Raw genomic sequence first — 19,727 nt, 5'->3', positions numbered from 1 at the left:
AACTTCCCGTTAACCTCTCATCGGCAGCCCGTACAAACTTACTCAACTCAAAGAACAAAATCAAATCATCGAACCAAGTCCGTACAAAATTCGCTCACAAGTAACCTCCCGGCTACCTCTCGGCGACTTGGATTAATGTAGTCCACCACAACCCAACAACACAAATCCCCAGGATAAAGGGCATTATGGCAGAGTTTTACCTGGCTAAGTGGCACCATAGCTACTAATGTCTCAAGGAAACCTGCAATCGAGATGCTTTCTCCCATATTTGAAAGGCCTCTCTGGTGGACCGCCCCCCTTTAGATGGACGATCCCAAAAATGGATTGGGGAGAGCGGGCAATTATCAGCAAGCTGACCACCGGGCTCCTTGCATGGAAAAAGGCCCCCGATTTCTCGGGGGCCTATCGGTGGAGCTGCCGGGAATTGAACCCGGGTCCTTCGTCACCTTGCCAGGGCTTCTCCGTGCGCAGTCCGCACAGGATCTCTGCTCGGCCCTCCGGATCGGGCGAACACGTCCGGATGATGGGCCCAGTCACCAGTAAGAGTCCCGACTGGTCCTGATGACCCGGCCAGCCGGCTAGTTCCTTAGTCGATGCCAGGTTCTAGGTCAGGAACGAAACCTAGGCTGACAGACACGCGTCGCTGTAATTAGGCAGCGAGGGCGTAGTCACGCTGAGAGTTCTTCTCTGCGTTTATTGGTTGCTACGACGCTTATACGGTGGTCGTTAGCCTGCACCGGCACGCTTCCCCTGGCTCAGTGCACGAAGTCGAAACCAAATCAACCCCATGCGGTAGGGACGGGATAGTGCATCTTCCCCACGGTTCGTATAACACTACCCCACCCACTTTTATTTCCTCAAGTGCTCCTCCAGCCACTCTTTAAGGACCACCGCGTGATTGACCTTGCGGTTGGCGGCGGCGAAGAGAAGGGTGGCGTCGGCAAGCGCAAGCAGCTGGGTGAGCTCTTCGGAGTCATTGTCATCCAGCTCAGTCTTGTAGCGGCGGGCAAACTCGTCGAAACGATCCTCGTCGTGGTTCCACCATTTGCGCAGCTCCGGACTCGGCGCGACTTCCTTGAACCACTCTTTATAGTCTAGGTCGCTCTTAGCGACGCCCCGAGGCCACATCCGATCCACCAGCACCCCGACGCCTTCGATGGTGTCCTCACCCTTGACGACGTCGTGGACTTTCGCTGTCTTAAACATTGATGCCCTTCACGCGGCGGCCGAGCTCGCGGGAAATTTCACGGTCCTGGTCGCGGCGCTTAATATCCTCTCGCTTGTCATAGTCCTGCTTGCCTTGTGCCAGCGCAAGCGAAAGCTTGGCGTAGCCATTTTTGAGATAAACCTTGAGCGGCACCAGGGTTTTATTGCCATTGCGCACCTGGCCATAAAGTTTGTCGATCTCGCGGCGGTGCAATAAAAGCTTGCGGGTGCGCCGCGGGCTGTGGTTCGTCCACGAGCCCATGGAGTACTCCGGAATGTGGAGGTTCCGCAAGTACACTTCACCATCGTCAATGGTGGCAAAGGCATCATTGAGCGAGATTTTCCCCTCCCGCAGGGATTTGATCTCGGTGCCGAGCAGGACGATGCCACACTCGTACTCCTCGAGAATTTTGTAGTCGTGCCGGGCCCGGCGGTTGGTCGCAAGCGTAGCCTCGCCGGATGCCGCCTTCTTGTTTTTCTTGCCCTTCTTAGCCATAGTTATGCCAGTGTAGTGCCCTTTTGACTGGCCCGGCAAACAGACTATTTGCGTACATATGACCGCAGGGTGATATGGGCCGTGATGGCGGTAACCACCAGCGCTAGCAGGCCGACGAGCGGGAGGGCAATCCAGAGATCGCCGGATTTCATAGGAGCCAGCAGCTGGGATTCATAAAGTCCCTGCAGGGACGGGTCCACCACTTGGGACTTACCCAAGAAGATGCCGGCTCCGCCGAGGAGTACACCGATGAGGGAAGCCAAGACTGCTTCCGTGACGAATGGCGCCTGCGTCATCCACCGGCTTGCGCCCACCATGCGCATGATCTCCGTTTCGCGAGTGCGATGGAATGCAGCAATTTGCACCATATTAGCCACCAAGAAGATGGCCGCCACAGACATCACGATAGCCAGGATGAAGGTGGCATTGCGGATGGAGTCGAGGTTGCTGGCGGCATTGCGCACCTCTTGCTGCTGGTCAACGACGTCCTCTACCGCTGGGTTATCCCGAATCGCATCGATTGCCGAGGCGTCTTCTGGGTCTACAAGCCGCACGTGGAATGCAGCCGGCAGCGCATCAGGGGAGGTTTGTTCCACCATCACAGGGTCGGTGTCTTGGAAAAGTTCTTTGAACCGCTCATAGGAATCTGCGCGGTTGCGGTATTCCACGGACTCGACGGAATCATCCGCCTCCAACTGTTCCTTGATATCCGCACAGGCCGGACTCGTACAGTCTGGATCCCCAGCAGAAATATCCTCATTGAGCTGAACCATGACCTCGACGCGGTCGAGATAGATTTCCTTGGTGTCCTTGGTCAGGTTGGTCACCATGATGCCGGCGACAACGAGCCCGACCGCAATCGCGGTAGTAATGATCATGGCGATGGTCATGGTCAAATTGCGGCCCAGACCCTTTGTGGCTTCGCGGAAAATAAATCCTAGCTTCATGCTTCCCCCTCGTATTGTGCGTCATGCTCATCGCGCACGAGCACTCCATTGCGTAGCTCCAGCACGCGCTTGCGCGCCTTATTGACGGCGCGGGCGTTATGGGTGGACATGACCACGGTGGTGCCGCGACGATTGATGCCCAGCAGCAAGTCCATGATTTCGTCGGCGGTGGCGGGGTCGAGGTTGCCCGTGGGTTCGTCGGCAAGCAAGAGCTTTGGCCGATTAACCACCGCACGAGCGATGGCTACCCGCTGCTGTTCACCACCGGAGAGTTCATGCGGATAGGCGTTGTGGCGATCGTGGAGTCCCACCAGCTCCAATACCTGCGGGACCGCGGTGGAAATGCGGTACTTACTCTTGCCAATGACCTCCAGCGCAAAGGCCACGTTTTGATACACCGTCAGCTTTGGAAGCAGGCGGAAATCCTGGAAGACGTACCCAATGGACTGACGCAGCGCGTTGATCTGCTTGCCGGAAAGCTCATTGACGTGGAAATCATCAAAGTAAATATCGCCTTCAGTTACGTTGCTATAGCGCACCATCAGCTCCAAGAAGGTGGACTTACCGGAACCGGATGGACCGATCAGGAAAGCGAATTCACCATCCGCAATCTCGAAAGACACCCCGTCAAGTGCTGGGCGGGACTCGGCGGAGTAGGCCTTAGTCACGTTGTCGAATCTAATCACGCGAATCACTGTAGCAACCAAAGTTGACACCGCGCTGTGAACTATATTTAAGTAATGTGGTCTAAGACACTAATTCGTTCCGACCCAATCGACAGAAAGTGCCGATACTATGGCCGAAACCGAAACTAAAGAAAAACCACGTTCTGCAAGCGGCTTCCTGGGCACTGTAGAAAAGATTGGCAATAAGCTGCCGGATCCGTTCTGGCTCTTCGTCATCCTCGCGGCAATCGTTGCTGTGACCTCCTGGCTGGGGCACCTCATTGGCATGAGCGCCGAGGATCCTAAGACAGGCGAGACCATTGAGGTGCAATCGCTACTGACCACCGAGAATATCTCGCGCATGGTTACTGACGCGGTGGAAAACTTCACCAGTTTCCCACCGCTGGGTGTCATCCTCGCCGTAATGCTCGGCGTGGCCGTGGCCGAACAGTCCGGCCTGCTTTCCGCCTTGGTGCGCGGCATGGTCACCAAGGTCAGTGCCAAGATGCTTACCTTCGTTGTGGCGTTGGCCGGTGTGACCGGCTCCGTGGCCTCCGATGCCATTTACGTCATCCTCATTCCGCTGGGAGCCATGGCCTTCCACGCGGTGGGCCGCTCCCCCATCGTGGGCGCGATGGTGGCCTTTGCGGCGTCGTCTGCCGGCTTTAATGCCTCGCTGATTCTGAATATCACCGACCTCCTGCTGGCGGGCATTTCTACCCCGGCCGCACAGTTTGTGGACCCAGAATATGAAGTCAGCCCGCTGGCCAATATCTTCTTCGTCATTCCCTCCGCTATTGTGCTTTCGCTCATCATTACCGCGGTCACGGAATTCCTCATGGTCACAAAGGCCCGCGAGCTGGTGGACCACGATCACATTAATTATGAAGAGGTGTCTTTTTCCAAGGCCGCCGGTGGGGCCGGCGCGAATGCAGAAGAGGATGAGGAGTACGACTTCACCGACGATGAAGAGGCAATGCGCATCAAGCCCAACGAACAGCGCGGTTTGATTGCTTCCGGCATCGCACTCGTGCTCTTCCTTGCCGCCTTCTTTGCACTCCTATTTATCCCTGGCTCCCCGCTGGCAAGCCAAGAGGATAGCTTCATGGAGTCGCCGCTCATTAGCGCCATCGCGGTGCCGATTGCCTTGGCTTTCTTGGTGTGCGGCATCGTCTACGGCCTAGCGGCAGGCACCGTGAAGTCTTTTGCTGATGTACCGGAGTTTATGGCCAAGGGCATCGAGACCCTTGTCCCCATGCTGGTCCTCTTCTTCGCGGTGGCACAGTTCCTCGCCTGGTTCGAGTGGTCCAACCTCGGCGTATGGACCGCTATTAAGGGCTCCGAGCTACTTCAGCACTGGTCCCTGCCGCCGTTGCTCATGTTCGCCGCGCTGGTCGCCATGGTCGCACTGCTTAACCTCTTCATCACCTCCGGTTCCGCCCAGTGGGCGCTGATGGCCCCGGTCATCGTGCCGATGATGATGTATGTGGGCGTCTCACCTGAGGTTTCCCAGATGCTCTTCCGTATCGGTGACTCCCCAACGAATATCATCACCCCAATGTCACCCTACTTCGCTCTGGCGTTGACCTTCTTGCAGCGCTACTACAAGCACGCGGGTGTGGGTACTTTGATGTCGCTCGCTCTGCCCTACTCGCTGTGCATGCTGGTGGGCTGGTTCATCTTCTTTGTCATCTGGTACCTCATCGGCATTCCGCTGGGACCGGGTGCACCGATGGACTACGTGGGTTAGGTCCATAAAGATCAGGCCGAACTGAGGATTTTCTCCCCTCAGTTCGGCCTTTTTGCGTTCAGTTCAGCCCGATCAGTATGGACTTAAGCTTGGTCTTCTTGTTGCTGCATGCGCCAGCGAATTCCGGATTCTAGGAAGCCATCGATATCGCCATCGAGCACCTTGGATGGATCGCCCACCTCAAAGTTGGTGCGCAGGTCTTTGACCATCTGGTACGGGTGCAACACGTAGGAGCGCATCTGATTGCCCCAGGAGGCGTTACCACCAGCGCCCAGAGCGTCAAGCTCGGCCTGCTCCTCTTGGCGCTTGCGCTCCAAGAGCTTTGCCTGCAGCACGCGCATAGCCGAGGCCTTATTTTGAATCTGCGATTTTTCGTTCTGGCAGGTGACCACGATTCCGGTGGGAATGTGGGTCAGGCGCACCGCGGAGTCGGTGGTGTTGACGGACTGTCCGCCAGGGCCCGAAGAACGATAAACATCGACGCGCACATCATTGTCCGGGATATCGATGTGGTCGGTCTGTTCCACCACCGGCAGGACTTCCACCTCGGCGAAGGAGGTCTGGCGTCGGCCTTGATTATCAAAAGGCGAGATGCGCACCAAGCGATGCGCGCCTTGTTCCACGGAAAGCTGGCCGTACATGTACTCACCATGGACTACGAACGTGGCTGACTTGATGCCCGCTTCCTCCGCATAGGAAATGTCATATACATCCACCTTGTGGCCGTGCTTTTCTGCCCAGCGGGTATACATGCGCATAAGCATTTCAGCCCAGTCCGCCGCATCCACACCGCCGGCACCAGAGCGAATATTGATAACCGCCTCACGCGGGTCATACTCACCGGAAAGCATGGTGGTGACCTCTAGGGATTCGATGGCGGACTCCAGGGAATCGAGCTCCTCGTCTGCCAGGGAAGAATCCCCTTCCTCTTCCGCAAGTTCGTACATGACGGGCATGTCCTCGAGACGCCCGCGCAGCGCTTCTAGCTTGCGAACCTTCGCCTGCGCTGCGGAAAGCTCAGAGGTGACCTTTTGGGCATGTACGGGGTCGTCCCACAGGGATGGATCCCCGGCCTGGGCCTCTAGTTCCCGAATGCGGGCAGCCAAAGCCTCTGGGTCCATGACCTTCTCAATGGTGGTCAGGGTGGATTCTAGTTGCTTGAGCCGTGCTGTTACTTCGGGACGCATAGGCCCCAATCCTACCCACCGGGCCATCACAATTAGCCATCGGCCGCGTTTAGGGTGACAATGGTGGGCATGGATCAAAAGCCGAGCTTGCAGGAGATGATCGACGCGGTCATCAAGACCTTTATTGTCGCGCATGCGGATGACGGGGATGCGCACCTTGCGCAGGCCCTCGTCTATAACGCCGGACGCTTGGCGTGGCGCCTGCGCGAGATGGGCGTTGACGTGGAGCAAAAGACTTCCATCTCGGACGTTGTCACGGATGCAGACCGCGCGGCCGAGCGCTTCGTCGCGGGCGTGCTCGAGGCCGTGCGCCCGGAGGACGGCATCCTGGGTGAGGAGGGCGCCGCCCGCGAATCCCAGTCCGGCCGCACCTGGGTCATTGACCCAGTCGATGGCACCTACAATTTCTCTTCCGGCTCCGATTATTGGTGCTCTGCCCTCGCGCTTGCCGACGCCACCGGGATCACCCTCGGCGCCGTCCACCGCCCCGCCATGGGTTATACGTGGTTCGGTGGCCGCGACTACCCCACTTCTCTGGACGGCAAAGAAGTTTCCCGCCTTGCGGCTCAGCCAGCCAAGCAGATTTCGCTATCTACCTATTTGCACCCGACCTCGCTGATGGATGCGGATATCCGCGGGGCATGGCAGCGCGTGGCGGAAAACTTTGCTACAGTCCGTATGCTCGGTGCCGGTTCTGTTGACCTGTCCTCCGTAGCCGATGGCACGTGGGGCGCATGGATGCAGCATTCGGTAGCGGATTGGGATTGGTTCCCCGGCAAAGCTCTCGTTGAAGCAGCCGGTGGTGCCGCCCGCAAGGTAGAAGCCGGCGGTGTCGAATGGTGCCTCGCCGGCAATAAATTGGTAGTGGATCAGATGGAGGATTGGCTCCGTGGGTAAGTTCAAAGAAGACTTGGGCCTCGCGCTCGAGCTGGCGGGCCATGCCGATGTGGTAACCATGCATCGTTTCGAGGCCTCGGATCTTTCCGTTAAGGAAAAGCCGGATATGTCTCCCGTATCGGATGCGGACCTCACCTGTGAGAAGCAAATCCGCGAATCCCTCAAGCGCTCCCGCCCGCGCGATGAGGTGCTGGGCGAGGAATACGGCGGCGAGGCCTGTTATAAAGGCCGCCAGTGGGTCATCGATCCCATCGACGGCACCAAGAACTTCGTGCGTGGCGTGCCCGTATGGGCCACGCTCATTTCCCTCTTGGAAGACGGCGAACCGGTGGTATCCGTCGTCTCCGCTCCCGCCCTGCGCCGCCGCTGGTACGCGGCCAAGGGCGCGGGTGCCTTCCGCGTGTTCGGCGGCGAGCCGAAGCGTTTGAGCGTTTCCCACGTAGAAAAGCTCTCCGATTCTTCGCTGGCGATGAGCTCGCTTACCGGATGGGCTGAGCGCGGATTGCGCGATAAATTCCTCGCGCTAACGGATAAAACGTGGCGCCTGCGCGGCTACGGAGACTTCTGGTCCTATTGCCTCGTCGCCGAAGGCGCAGTAGATATCGCCGCCGAACCGGAGGTTTCCCTGTGGGACCTCGCTGCGCCCTCGCTCATCGTGACCGAGGCCGGCGGTACCTTCACTGACCTTGAAGGAAACCCCGGCCCGCATGGCGGATCCGGCGTAGCCTCCAACGGACTGCTTCATAAGCACGCCCTCGCCGCGCTACAGGGCTAGGGTCTTCTCCGCAGCTGGAGCAGCACCGGACCGCGGTGCTCGGTAGCTGCAGCGGAACAACCACCCGCCTGCGCGCAACTGCCGCAGCCGCCGGTGGGGCACGAAGTGAGCGATTCACGCACCAGCTCCGCCGTGCGTTCGAGGTGGGCGAGGATGATTTCCACGGTCCCCTGCCCTAACCCAGTAGCTTTTGCAATGTCAGCCGGGTTGGATTTTCCCTGTTTAATGGCCTCCTTGACCTGCTCCGTGGGGCTCATAGGAAGACCTTGAGGACTTGGAAAACTCCCACCGCCAGGATCCAGGCGGAGCCGAGTTGTAGGGCGAAGCCGATGAGTGTCCACTTCCAGCCTATTTCTCGCCGCTGCGCGGCTACCGTGGCTACGCACGGGGTGTAGGCCAGCAGGAATACCATGTACGCCCATACTGCCGCGAGCCCGTGCCCGCCAGAGGCCGCATCAAAATCAGCGCGGATATGGCTGGCCAGTGGGGATTCTGCTTGCTCTTCCGGTGCATCGTCAGTGACGTCTTCGACTGCGTACGTCTGTGCCCACGTGGAAATGAGGGTTTCCTTCGCCACGAATCCGGTGACCAAGGGTCCGGTCAGCGACCAAGAACCAAAGCCTGCCGGGGCAAAGACGGGAGACATTGCCTGAGCAACGGCACCATAGGCGGAATCCTGTGGCGGCACTGCCTCTTCGTTAAAGGAGTGCCCGCCGGTGACCGGGATGGACATGAGCAGCCAGATGACTACCACCGTGGCCACGATGATGCCGCCGGCGGTATGTAAGAAGCCCTTGAGGCGCACCCACATTACTGAGATGGTGAGTCTAAAGGTGGGCAGCTGATAGGCCGGAAGGTCGATAACGAGGGCTTCGGCCGGCATGGCCCGCCACACCGTGCGGCGCAGCGCCAGGCCTACCAACACCACCAAAGCGATGGACAGCACGTACATGGCAAATACCGCGGAACCGGCATGAGCAGGGAAAAATACCTGTGCCAGCATCATAAATACGATGAGACGCGCAGAGCATGAAGTAAAGGGAATAAGCAGGCAGGTGAGGATGCGGTGGCGGACGTCGCCAAGCACGCGCGTGGCTGAGATAGCCGGTACATTGCAGCCATAGCCCACCACGATGGGGATAAAAGCCTTACCCGGCAGGCCGATGGCGCGCATCACGCGGTCAGTGACCACGGCCGCGCGCGCCATATAGCCGGAATCCTCCAGCACCGCCAAGCACAAAAACATCAGCGCAAGAAGCGGCGCGAAGGTGAGCACCATGCCTACACCACCGATGAGACCATCCACCAACAAGCCTGTGAGCAGCCAGTTATCCGGGAGGATGCTGCGCGCAGCGGCGGAGACGGGGCCGGTGATGAATGCTTCTAATCCGTCCTGTAGCGGACCCGCGACAGTAGTGGTGATGAAGAAGACCGCCCACATCACCGCCAGAAACAGAATCGGCCCGAGCACTGGGTGCAAGACTAGGCGGTCCGCGCGGTGGCTGAGCGGTTCGCCAGTATCCGTCCGTGAAACGGCAGCTTTTTCCGCCGCGTCCAAATCCACAAAGCGCTGGTCTAGGTCAGCATTGGGCCGGATGGTCCGCGGATCAGTGTGCATTGCACGGGCAACCTCGCGCTCGAGCGCATCCAAGTTTTCACGCCGCCGACCGTTAACGCTGACCACCGGGATGCCCACCTCGTGTGAAAGCGCGGACGTATCGATGCTTATGCCCTGCTGCTTGGCGATGTCCTCCTTGGTCACCCCAATCACTACCCGGTATGGGTGCTCCGCAATCTGGAAAGCGAGGTTCAGTCCGCGCGCCGGCGCAGTGGCGTCCACGAGCACCACAACCACATCGGGGCGCTCACACGGCGGAGCCTCCACGAGCATATCGCGGGTAAATTCCTCGTCTGGGCTCATTGGATCCAATGAATAAGCACCAGGAAGATCAATGATGTCAAAGGCCTCTGGCTGCGCATTCCACAAGCCACGGCTTATCTCAACGGAGGTACCTGGCCAGTTTCCGGTCTGCACCTTCGCTCCGGTTAGCGCATTGAACAAGGTAGATTTGCCGGAATTTGGAGCCCCGACCAATGCGAGGACCGGCGTTCCCTCCTTCGCAATGCGCATCGAGGAGGTGGAATGGCAGCTCGGCGCAGCGGTTTTCCGTGCCATTATGCTGCCACCGGGATGACTTCGAGCTGGCGAAGAGTAGCCGCATCCACCGCATAGTGGGCGGTGCCTACGGTAACTAGGCGTGCGCCGCCGGCTACCTTGCGGCCGATCTGTACGCGCACACCTGGGCGGAAACCTAATTCCCGCAAGCGCAGCGCCAACGCCGGCCGCTCGTCGATGGCGTGCTGCAAGCAGCACTCAGGAAGTTCCACCAGAGCGTCCACCGGTGCCTGATCGGCGCGCATACACTCGGATTTTTCACACCCCGGTTTGCGCCGGGTGCGGGATAACAAGGACAGCTGCAACATCGCGTGGTTACCTCGGTTCTCTCTGACCGGACCATGCCGGTGATATTAGCCACACCTAAGTAGCTACTAGATAAGGCTAACCTTAGTCCGCGCAAGCATTTCACACAAGAGCCGATTAGTTGTGATTATCAGCACCGGGCAGGGACGCAAAAAGCCCGCTCCCCGAGCTGGGGAGCGGGCGAATGGCTCAGTACAGCTAGTCTTCAGGCAGCGTGAAACCGGCACCTACGCCATCGCGGCGGTTCACATCTGCTAGGACCGCATCCATATTGGTGGCAGCGGTCGGGTTATGAACCGGCCCCTGCAATGGGGTTCGGCACGGGAAATTCACCGGCAGGAATCCACCGGAAATGGAACCAATGAGTCGGCCATTGACGAGCAACGGCGCGCCAGAATCACCCATCATGGCGCAGACTTGGTTTACCTGAATCTTCTTTGCCTGCTGATAGGTAATGCCACAGGTCTTGCCGGTGGCAACGCCCTGCTTGCACACCTGCTGGCCCGGTTTGACGCCACCGCCTAGTTCATTGACAGTTACGCCATTGTAGGAACGGGACACCTTAGCCTTGGAGCCGAACTCAATAACGGCGTAGTCCAAGTCCTCGTTCTTAGACACCACGGTGCCCGTCGGTCCGATTTGCTCCGAATCAGCGGAGGTAACTGAATCGCCCACATTGCCGCAGTGGCCAGCGGTCAGCCCCACCTTGCGGCCACCATTATCGTTGCCTGCCGCGGTCAGAGTGCACATCGTCTTGTCATTAACGTAGAGCGGGGTACCTGGACCATAGAGGGACTCACCCTGATTCATGGCTGCAACAGACTCTTCTGGAATGCGTGGGGCATCAAACATGGAACCCGGCACACGGTGCAGGACGTAATCAGCCTGTGGCTTTCCGGCGGCTACCTTGGAAAATCCATCGTTTTTCCACTTATAGTTCGGATTGGTGCCCTGCGGTTTAAACTCCGGCTGGGTAGCCTGCTCCGCTAGACCGATGGGATTCGGATTAGTCATCGGCTCCGCGTACTGCGCATGCTGCTGTGCCACGTCCTGCGCATTGCGTACAGAAGCATCTACAGCATCGGTGACGTTCTTATCCACCTGCGGGGTCTGGATACCAACCTCCGCCAGGCCATCGCGGACCTGGTTAATAATCCCTGCGGAGTCGAAATCCGGTTGGGGCAATTCCTGGGCGCCTGCGGCCGGGGAACCCAGAAAAAACGCACCAGCGAAAGCCGAGCCCACCAGAACTTTCTTAAGGTGCGGAATGCGAAGCATCAAGGTACCTACTTTCAGTTGTCAACATCGTGCAAGCTCGATAGTGGCACGAAAGAATTGTGGAAACAGCAAACTCTTGTGACTGTGTCCAAGCCGTTATATTTCTTCCAGACTTCGGGGGTGATCACCCCTCCCCTATCATGGAGAACATGCCCACACCGCTTTCCTATACCGATACCTCCGGCTTTCCCCAGTTGCATATGTCGCGGGTTATCGATGCTGACTTTGACGCCGCCGCACACCGACTTTTCCACTGGTCAGTACAACGCAGCGGTCTTTTCCGTGTCCGCCCGACCCATGAGGTTGTGGAGCTCGGCGCGGAGGTTACCCTCGGCTTGGGGCCATTGAATTTTCGCTGCCGGGTTGTCGATGTCTTCCATGAGGACGGCCGCTGCGGATTCACCTATGGCACCCTCCCTGGACACCTCGAGCGCGGCGAAGAAACCTTCACCCTAGAGCGCCTGCGCGATGGTCGCACGGTGTTGCTTATCGACGCCGCCTCAGAGCCCTTCCTCCCCTTCCTGCGCCCCCTTGTGGACGTGCCGAGGCGCCTGCTTATCAGCCGGCTATATCTCCACGCGCTGGACTAAGCGGCAACGATAGCCGCATTCATCTCGCCTTTAAGCTGTCCGTTCTACCTTTTTGTGGTGCTCACCAGGAATTGAACATCAGGTCATGCTGGGAGCGGCAGCGGCTTAGGACAGCCGTGGGTTCGTTGACAAGCAGCACCTGTGGATCCTCTACTAAGGGTGCAACCTCTTCTCCCCCATCACGTTAAGAGAACTTTTTCCTCTACGGTATCCACAAAAGATCGGATGATTGCCGAGTATATTTCGATCAAATAAAGCCGCCTCCCTGTAAGGAGACGGCCCTTTAATCCGAAGAAAACGTGGATCTAATTCTTGCGTTTATCTTCGATGGATTCGCGTGCGTCACGAACAGCGCCCTTGACGCGATCGAAGAATCCGCCCTTCTTCGTGGTCTCTTCTTGGTACTCGTGAGCCTTATCTTCCACAAAGCCCTTAGCACGCTGGAAGGCATCACCTACGGCGCTACCTGCCTCCGATGCCTTCCCCTTCAGCTGGTCCAAACGCTCATTGCCAGCCTCGCCGGTGACGTCATCTGCTTCGTCTCGGTCATCGCCAGACATCTCTGGATCTACATCCAGATCATTGACAGAGGTTGGGGTCTCACCAGCAGCTTCTAGATCAATGTCTGGCTGCTGCGGGGCAGTTCCAATGTGCTCTTCTTTTGCTTCACCCACGATGTGCTGGCTAGGCGCGTAATCCGCGTTGTTCTCATCCAGTGCTTCCTGCAGGTCCGGCTGCTGTGGGGCGGAACCAATGTGCTCTTCCTTTGCCTCACCCACGATGTGCTGGCTAGGCGCGTAGTCTGCATTGTTCTCATCCAGCGCTTCCTGCAGGTCCGGCTGCTCGGCAGCCTTAGCCACATGTTCTTCCTCCGCTCCAGCGACAACGTGGTTCTGCGGCTCATACTTGCTTGCGGTGGACTCATCGCCATCCGCAGATGGCTTACCGACCGGCTTGGACAGGCCGGCAGCGCCTGCGGCACCCGCAGCAACTGCACCAGCAGCGGCACCTGCAGCCGCCCCAGAGGACTTGTCAGACTTAGCAGCTGAAGACACAGAATCCTCAGAAGCTAAGTACTTGTATTCGTTACGGTCCAAGTCGACCTCGTGGCCTAGATCGTTTGCCATTGCTACTTACTCCTTTTAATAGATTTATCTTCTTCCTTCTAGGGTTCCAGAAAGTTCAGGAGCGTGCACGGAAATGGGGATAGGAAAGCGTCTACCGGTGGTTGGATCAGTCATCTCTAAACACTCAACTTGGAAGGTTTCGCGTACGAGTTCAGCGGTCATCACCTCCTCGGTAGGCCCTTCGGCCACAATGCGCCCCTCACGCATGGCTACGATTCGATCGGCGTAACGCGCAGCATGGACCATATCGTGGACCACCATGACCACTGTGGTCCCGGCACCATTGAGGTCTCGGATGAGCTCCAAGATGGACAGTTGGTGCGCAGGGTCGAGGTAAGTAGTCGGCTCGTCAAGCAAGGTAATTGGTGTTTCTTGGGCCAAGGTCATGGCGAGGAAAACACGCTGGCGTTGACCGCCGGAAAGGTCTGCAGCAGGGACGTCGAGAAGGTCGCTCACCCCAGCACGCGAGGCAGCACGCTCAACCGCTGCATGATCTCCGGCCCGCATCGTCGCTAGCGCCCCTGTATAGGGATAGCGGCCGTAGCCGATAACGTCGCGCACTAGTACCCCTTCCGGAGCCGCAGGGTGTTGTGGCAGAAAAGAAACTTCACGGGCAAAGGCACGCGAGGAATACTCACTAATTTTTTGGTCCGCGAGGTACACCGCGCCTGCGCTGGGCGTAAGTTGGCGCCCCAATGTTTTGAGAAGCGTCGATTTGCCGCAGCCATTCGGCCCGATCAGAGCCGTTACTTGACCGCTAGATAAGCGGAGATTTACATCTTTGACCACATCGGGACCACCGTAACCCACGGTCAATCCGCTACATGTCAATGTCATGTCTAGCCTCCATTTCGCACTCGGGTTAGCCCAGTCAATAGGAAAATGAAATAGGGTGCGCCAATCAGCGCGATGAGCGCGCCAACGGGGATTTCCGTGGGGGCGAAGGCCCAGCGACCGAACGTATCGCATACAGTCACGAGGGTCGCGCCGCCTAGGGCCGCCACGGGCATTTGCCGGCGCAGGTTCGAACCAACCATCAAGCGGGCAGCATGTGGGACGATGAGCCCGGCGAAGCCCAAGACCCCAGCCGCGGCGACTCCCGCTGCGCCGAGGATAACGGCCAAAGCTATTGCTATTAGGCGCCACATCTTGGCGTTCACTCCAATGCCGGCCATGGTGGAATCATCCAGTGCGAGCATATCCAGGTGTTTTGCCACCACCATCGCGGCGGTTAGGGCGAGAAGGATAAAGGGGGCGACAATAGTGGCGTCGCCAAGCGAGCGGGCGTAAAGCGAACCTTTCAGCCATGTCATGGCCGCTCCTGCCTCTGGCGCGGCGCGCACCAGGAGCAATTCGGTGATGGCACCCAGCCCAAAAGATACCGCCACCCCGGTAAGGGGCAGGCGCACCGGATCGCTTGCCCCGCGTCCGGCGAGAAGGAGAACCAACCCAGTTCCAGCCAACGCGCCGATAAAGGCGATAAAGGTCAGCAGGTGGGCCGGCAGGGCGCCTGCTCCCATAAGTACCGCAACGGCCGCGAGCCCACCGCCGGAGGTAATACCCACCGTATCTGGTGCGGCCAAGGGATTGCGTAGCGCGGATTGCAATATACAGCCAGAAACAGCCATGGCACTGCCCGCGCAAATACCCACCAAGATCCGCGGTGCGCGGTACTTCCATATGAGCGGATCTCCGGTAAAGAAGCCAGTGGTCACCTCGCCCGGCGATTTCATCACCGCACCGACGCCCATGCCGATAACTGCGCTCAATATCAACGCCAGGATGAGTCCTACTAGAACCCCTACAATTCTCTTATGCCGCATGTCTCCTCCTCCCTAGCGCATGGACGGACCACAGCACTAAGGGCATGCCAGCCAAAGAAGTCACGATGCCCACTGGGGTCTCGGCTGGCGCCCAGATTGCCTGCCCAACCGAGTCGGCCACCAGAAGCACCGCTGCTCCTACAATTCCAGCCACACATAGCCCCATGCGATGGTGCGGGCCGCACACCCGCCACGCTACGGTCGCGGCCATCAGCCCCAAAAATCCAATCGGCCCGGTTGCGGCTACCGAAGGAGCAACGAGCACTACCGCCGCCACAATGGCGGCCAACCGAATGCGCTCCGGCTTCGCCCCCACAGCACCGGCCACGGCATCGCCAGCTACGAGCAAGTCCAGCGTTTTCGCACCGACTAAAGTCAAGGGAACCACGACCAGCACAGCGATCAGCGCGGGCATAATATCGCTTAGGCGTACACCGGCAAGCCGGCTAGAAAGCCACGACATCACCGTCGCCAGTTGAGCTTCATCCACCACCAGGAAAATGGAGGTCAAGGCGCTACACAGCGAGGAAACGGCAACGCCAACCAGAACCATGCGCTGGATCGCACCGCTCTTGCCGACGCCCACCGTCACCCCCACAGCAATCCCCGCACCCAGCAGCGCACCGGGCAGCTGGTCAACGCTCGAGGTTTCGCTTCCTAAAAACATTGCGGTTGCGACTGCACCGAGTGCCGCACCGGAGTTCACACCAGTGATGGACGGATCGGCGAGCGGATTCGCGGTTGCCGTGCGCAGCAATAACCCACCTACACCTAGTGCAATACCGACCACCGTGGTAGCAAGGAGACGGTCAAAAGCCACGCTATGCAGCTCTTCTTCTAACCACGGGGTATCAACTGGCACCTGAACATGGCGGAGCCGCCACCACCACACAAAGGCAGCGGCAGCGGTTGCAAGGACCAAGCAGACGCTGGCTTTAGTTCGAGGTGCCACTACTTTTCAGCGGCGATAATGTCATCGAGCATATGCTCGGCAGATAATGGCCCGCGGGCGCGCGACCAGATATCTTGGTCTACCTCTACGATGTCACCGCTGCCCTTGGCATAGGGCGTCTTTTTAAACGCTTCGACGTCCTTGTACATAAAGACTCGGTCAGCCTTCATTCCAGGGAGCTTATCGCCGGTCAGTTCCGCTACATCAGTCTTAGATTCGATAGAAGACTTCTCGCCTTCGAAGGCATAGTCATAGCCCACTTTACTCAGTAGCGACTGAGAGAAAGAGGGGTTGACCCAGGTATAGAGCATCTCGCTGGACCAGCCAGCCACGACAGCACGACTACCCGGCTTTACCGTGTCCTTGGTCTGAGCAATCTTGTCCTCGATGCGCTGACGGACATCTTTAGCCTTTTCCTCTTTGCCGAGTTTGGCCGCGATCTCATCCATCGAGTCCAGCACGTCCGAGTAAGTTTCATCTGGGTAGGATTCCGTCTGCGCAATCTCTTCCAGTTGCGGCATGATATCAGCTTGACGGGTAGGGCTAGCCAAAATCAGATCTGGTTCCAAAGACTGGATAACTTCTAGGTTCGGCTGCTTGGCTTGGCCCACGGAGGTCGCCTGACCTAACTGTCCCTTCAACGTAGTTGGTGCCTCCGACTTGCCGATTTCCACGATTCCCACTGGGTCCACATCGAGGGCCTTGAGAATTTCCTCATAGCGCCAATCGAGCGCCACAACTCGCTCGATTTTCCTATCTTCACCCGGTCCCTGAGAAGAATCAGAAGAACACGCAACAAGGCCTGCGCCTAGGGCTAGGGTGGCTACAAGTGCGATAACTGCACGCACATTCATGAAGTCTCTCTTTTGCATAGGCTTACCTTAGCTTTATAAGGGTTTACTGTCTAGAGCCTGATTGCTTCCCTCTCCATGACGGACCATGCAGCCACAGGATGAGTTCCATGAGGGATAGCGGTGAGGAGCGGAAACCGAAATCCGCTCTAGCCACGATCATCTACAGCCTCTGCGAACGAACTCCAAACTGCGGTCTTTGGTGTTCATCTTTCGAATGCTCTAGCCCTTGAGCACAGCGCGGGAAACGATGACGGGGGGCGTCGCTGAAAGGATCGTCCCAGATTTCTACATCGATACCGTAGGCTGCGGCTAAAATATCCTTCCGCAGTGCTTCCTTGGGAGTCCCCCGGGCTATGACCTCGCCGTTGTTCATAACCGCCCTGGTGTCGGAGTACTGACCAGCCAACATGTGGTCGTGCAGCACAACAACGACTGTCTTACCAGCGCGGGCTTGCTTGCGAACGAGCTCCAAAACACTAATCGCGTGGGCGGGATCAAGGAAGGTCGTAGGCTCGTCGAGCAGCGGCACCGGCGCGCCCTGAGCCAGAGCCAGTGCAAGCCGTGCCCATTGCCGCTGGCCGCCGAAGAAAACGAAAATGGCCCTCATCGGCGAATGGGGAGCAGTTCATCAATCTAGAGGGGCTAACTGTCATTGGCCTTACAACGGTTCCATATCTATAGGCTATGCGAAGTTTCCATAGCCAGAAATGGTGCTCACCCATAAGAACGCTGATACGACGAAAGCCGCGGCGAATGTGAAGGCAAAAGCACGCCATGATCGGTCGCTAAGCCGATCCTTTTTCAACATGTAGACAGATATGGCTAATACACCCAACACCACCAATGAAGGTAGAGGTAGCCCATAGAAGACGAAAGGTATTGGAAGCCATGTGGACAGGAGCACTCCGCCATAAAGGGTTGCGACGCCCAAGACAATTCCAAAAAGTATTCCCGGAATGATCGTTCTTTCTTTCACAACAAATTCCTTACCAATCAGTTTATCTTAATCAGGCCACCGTTTTTAGCCTGCGCATGACATTCATGGGCCTGACCCCGGAAATTAGACACGTCGGGGGGTCAGGCCCCAGTTTTCTATCTCCAAAGTAAACAGACCCAAACCGCTTTTGAGTGGCAGCTAGATGATCGGTGATTGTGAATTGTCTAGCCAGGCCACGATGTGGTTTTCGGCTTGTCTCGCGGACGGTAGTTTGTCGAGGCGGCGGTCTCCGTTATGGTTCGTGAGAAGAAGCGGGAAGTAGTTTCCCTTGGCATTAAACTTGACCTGGAGGGTCTCGCCGTGCGAATTCTGGTACGTAACGAAGCTAGCGGACGGAGCCTCCGACAAGTGAGTCAGCCACTTGGGTACGGCTTTGGCAGAGGCGTAACGTTGCTCGCCCAATACGGTAGACGAGGTGGAGATGTCAGTGGTTTCGTCGCCTTCCAAGATCGGAATGCCCAAATGCGGGACCGAAATGGCGATGCCCTGGTGGAGGCCGAGCGCTGAAAGTTTTCGGGCGTCGCTCGAGAGATTTTCCGTGGGGATGTCGATTTTGGCTTGGCCGGGAGCTGGTGGTTCAACCTGCGCCAACTGCGCAATTGCGTCGAGTGCCACCATAGACTGAGGTGTATCTTCGAGGGCGGTGATGGCCAAGTTAAGAGACTCGCGCTGCGACGTACTCGCCGTGTACAACTCGAGCGAGTCGGACTGATTCACTGAATCCAGCAGGATGCCGAGTATTTCGCCTTGGTAGGCGTAGATGGCCTCATCGATGGCGGTGGTGTCATGAATATTGCTCAGCAGGTGGTGGAGGTGCTCAGCGGCATCCGAGTCCATGGATTGGTCGTAAACTTTCGCATACAGTCGTCCGATGAGCAGCAGTGCGGAATCGCTATGCATAGTCTTTCGCTCCGTAAAAGTCGAAGGGGTACGGGTGGCTGATCTTCCCGGCGAGGGGGTTTCGATCCTGTGGAGCGGAAAGCCATCCGGTGATGGCGCTGAGCACTTCGGCAGGCAGGCGCACTTCTTCCCCTTCTGCTGCAGCGAACCTGTAGCTGAGGGCGCCGGGTTTGTCAGCGTTTCCGTCAAGTCGCTCGGCCAGCTCGAATATTGTCAGCGCAGTGATATCTGCAACGAATCTGATTGCGTCATCAGATGACAGGGGCCCTGTTTCCTGGATTCGCGTGTGAAGCTGTTCCATGGTTGGCGTGACGATGTCTTCGAGGTCCGATTGAAATTGCGTCAGCTGTTCGTTGGTGGGCTGCGTTAACACTCTTATAACACTCCAGGGTTCCACGGGATATTTGTAGGTTGAGACAAGCCTTGTTGCTTGAGCTTCTCGATACCATAATCGGTTAGTGCTTCCGCTTCAGATTGGCTGAATCCGACCGAGGTGTGCGCCTCTACCTCGATGGCTCTCACTTCGTTCCGAGTATAGGTATCGACGTCAGGACCGAAATTCTTGGCAAAATCATCATATCCGCGTCGTTGTGCTGCAGTGATCTCTTTGTGAAGCGCAGATCCGGTTGCGGGATTGCGCGGTGCAGGATTTTGAGACTAGTGCACCAAATGGCGATTTCGGCGGATTTTAGTGGTCGTGGAAACACTTCCTATGTTTCGGTTGAGTTTATCAGTGCGGCCATTTTCTCGGCTGGTGTTTGAAAGCCCAGGGTTTTGCGGGGACGGCGGTTGAGTTGCATG

At 57.8% G+C, this 19,727-nt stretch carries 21 protein-coding genes and 1 other RNA gene; 4 read left to right on the top strand and 18 right to left on the bottom strand.

Annotation, left to right across the window (positions count from 1 at the left end):
• Positions 1-406: 406 nt before the first annotated feature.
• The 5 genes from ssrA to ftsE form a co-directional block, all read right to left on the bottom strand.
• Positions 407-787: a transfer-messenger RNA gene (ssrA, locus tag MHK04_RS11575) on the bottom strand.
• A gap of 62 nt (positions 788-849) precedes the next feature.
• Entirely contained in the window at positions 850-1,206 is a 357-nt protein-coding gene (locus MHK04_RS11570) for a DUF488 domain-containing protein (protein ID WP_239208850.1), read from the bottom strand.
• Entirely contained in the window at positions 1,199-1,702 is a 504-nt protein-coding gene (smpB, locus tag MHK04_RS11565; RefSeq protein WP_005322310.1) for an SsrA-binding protein SmpB, read from the bottom strand. Before smpB ends, MHK04_RS11570 begins: the two co-directional genes overlap by 8 nt.
• A 44-nt stretch (positions 1,703-1,746) precedes the next feature.
• A complete protein-coding gene (ftsX, locus tag MHK04_RS11560) occupies positions 1,747-2,649 on the bottom strand; it encodes a permease-like cell division protein FtsX (RefSeq protein WP_239208852.1) in 903 nt (300 codons plus the stop codon).
• Positions 2,646-3,335, bottom strand: coding sequence for a cell division ATP-binding protein FtsE (gene ftsE, locus MHK04_RS11555; protein WP_239208854.1), 690 nt, complete (start codon positions 3,333-3,335; stop codon positions 2,646-2,648). The genes ftsX and ftsE overlap by 4 nt, the downstream gene beginning before the upstream one ends.
• A 109-nt stretch (positions 3,336-3,444) precedes the next feature.
• Here ftsE and MHK04_RS11550 point away from each other — a divergent pair, with 109 nt between their 5' ends.
• A complete protein-coding gene (locus MHK04_RS11550; protein WP_239208856.1) occupies positions 3,445-5,064 on the top strand; it encodes an AbgT family transporter in 1,620 nt (539 codons plus the stop codon).
• A gap of 83 nt (positions 5,065-5,147) precedes the next feature.
• Here MHK04_RS11550 and prfB read toward each other — a convergent pair whose 3' ends face one another.
• Positions 5,148-6,251 (bottom strand): peptide chain release factor 2, encoded by a 1,104-nt coding sequence (prfB, locus tag MHK04_RS11545; RefSeq protein ID WP_239208858.1) that lies wholly within the window; start codon positions 6,249-6,251, stop codon positions 5,148-5,150.
• Positions 6,252-6,311: 60 nt separating this feature from the next.
• Here prfB and MHK04_RS11540 point away from each other — a divergent pair, with 60 nt between their 5' ends.
• Positions 6,312-7,148 carry an inositol monophosphatase family protein gene (locus MHK04_RS11540; protein WP_023020827.1) on the top strand — a complete coding sequence of 279 codons (837 nt, stop codon included), beginning with the start codon at positions 6,312-6,314 and terminating at the stop codon, positions 7,146-7,148.
• On the top strand, positions 7,141-7,923 hold the full coding sequence (gene hisN, locus MHK04_RS11535; protein ID WP_023020826.1) for a histidinol-phosphatase: 783 nt from the start codon (positions 7,141-7,143) through the stop codon (positions 7,921-7,923). The genes MHK04_RS11540 and hisN overlap by 8 nt, the downstream gene beginning before the upstream one ends.
• Here hisN and MHK04_RS11530 read toward each other — a convergent pair.
• From MHK04_RS11530 to MHK04_RS11515, 4 genes are all read right to left on the bottom strand, one after another.
• Complete coding sequence (locus MHK04_RS11530) at positions 7,920-8,180, bottom strand: hypothetical protein (protein WP_023020825.1); 261 nt, start codon at positions 8,178-8,180, stop codon at positions 7,920-7,922. The genes hisN and MHK04_RS11530 overlap by 4 nt on opposite strands.
• Complete coding sequence (gene feoB, locus MHK04_RS11525; protein WP_023020824.1) at positions 8,177-10,099, bottom strand: ferrous iron transport protein B; 1,923 nt, start codon at positions 10,097-10,099, stop codon at positions 8,177-8,179. The genes MHK04_RS11530 and feoB overlap by 4 nt, the downstream gene beginning before the upstream one ends.
• On the bottom strand, positions 10,099-10,344 hold the full coding sequence (locus MHK04_RS11520) for a FeoA domain-containing protein (protein WP_084279013.1): 246 nt from the start codon (positions 10,342-10,344) through the stop codon (positions 10,099-10,101). Before MHK04_RS11520 ends, feoB begins: the two co-directional genes overlap by 1 nt.
• A 259-nt stretch (positions 10,345-10,603) precedes the next feature.
• Positions 10,604-11,683: a S1 family peptidase gene (locus tag MHK04_RS11515; protein ID WP_239208860.1), complete on the bottom strand. Its 1,080-nt coding sequence runs from the start codon at positions 11,681-11,683 to the stop codon at positions 10,604-10,606.
• 149 nt (positions 11,684-11,832) lie between these two features.
• Here MHK04_RS11515 and MHK04_RS11510 point away from each other — a divergent pair, with 149 nt between their 5' ends.
• Positions 11,833-12,273 carry a DUF1990 family protein gene (locus MHK04_RS11510; protein WP_239208862.1) on the top strand — a complete coding sequence of 147 codons (441 nt, stop codon included), beginning with the start codon at positions 11,833-11,835 and terminating at the stop codon, positions 12,271-12,273.
• Positions 12,274-12,578: 305 nt separating this feature from the next.
• On the opposite strand, the gene MHK04_RS11505 is transcribed toward MHK04_RS11510, so the two are convergent.
• The 8 genes from MHK04_RS11505 to MHK04_RS11470 form a co-directional block, all read right to left on the bottom strand.
• A complete protein-coding gene (locus tag MHK04_RS11505) occupies positions 12,579-13,400 on the bottom strand; it encodes a kinesin (protein ID WP_239208864.1) in 822 nt (273 codons plus the stop codon).
• A gap of 24 nt (positions 13,401-13,424) precedes the next feature.
• The gene (locus MHK04_RS11500) at positions 13,425-14,237 is read right to left on the bottom strand and encodes an ABC transporter ATP-binding protein (protein ID WP_239208866.1); all 813 of its coding nucleotides are present in this window, start codon (positions 14,235-14,237) and stop codon (positions 13,425-13,427) included.
• A 2-nt stretch (positions 14,238-14,239) separates the two neighbouring features.
• On the bottom strand, positions 14,240-15,223 hold the full coding sequence (locus MHK04_RS11495; RefSeq protein ID WP_023020817.1) for a FecCD family ABC transporter permease: 984 nt from the start codon (positions 15,221-15,223) through the stop codon (positions 14,240-14,242).
• Positions 15,213-16,145, bottom strand: coding sequence for a FecCD family ABC transporter permease (locus MHK04_RS11490; RefSeq protein WP_239208868.1), 933 nt, complete (start codon positions 16,143-16,145; stop codon positions 15,213-15,215). The genes MHK04_RS11495 and MHK04_RS11490 overlap by 11 nt, the downstream gene beginning before the upstream one ends.
• Positions 16,146-16,174: 29 nt before the next feature.
• Positions 16,175-17,047 (bottom strand): ABC transporter substrate-binding protein, encoded by an 873-nt coding sequence (locus tag MHK04_RS11485; RefSeq protein WP_023020815.1) that lies wholly within the window; start codon positions 17,045-17,047, stop codon positions 16,175-16,177.
• A gap of 142 nt (positions 17,048-17,189) precedes the next feature.
• Positions 17,190-17,636 (bottom strand): ATP-binding cassette domain-containing protein, encoded by a 447-nt coding sequence (locus tag MHK04_RS11480; RefSeq protein ID WP_023020814.1) that lies wholly within the window; start codon positions 17,634-17,636, stop codon positions 17,190-17,192.
• Positions 17,637-18,164: 528 nt separating this feature from the next.
• Positions 18,165-18,926, bottom strand: coding sequence for a hypothetical protein (locus MHK04_RS11475; protein WP_023020812.1), 762 nt, complete (start codon positions 18,924-18,926; stop codon positions 18,165-18,167).
• On the bottom strand, positions 18,919-19,299 hold the full coding sequence (locus tag MHK04_RS11470; RefSeq protein WP_023020811.1) for a hypothetical protein: 381 nt from the start codon (positions 19,297-19,299) through the stop codon (positions 18,919-18,921). The genes MHK04_RS11475 and MHK04_RS11470 overlap by 8 nt, the downstream gene beginning before the upstream one ends.
• Positions 19,300-19,727: the final 428 nt, after the last annotated feature.

It is taken from the genome of Corynebacterium nasorum (assembly GCF_022345765.1).
In the GTDB taxonomy this organism is placed as follows: domain Bacteria; phylum Actinomycetota; class Actinomycetes; order Mycobacteriales; family Mycobacteriaceae; genus Corynebacterium; species Corynebacterium kefirresidentii.
The sequence above is the reverse complement of the archived record's forward strand: the minus strand, read 5'-3'. Positions and strand labels throughout refer to the sequence as shown.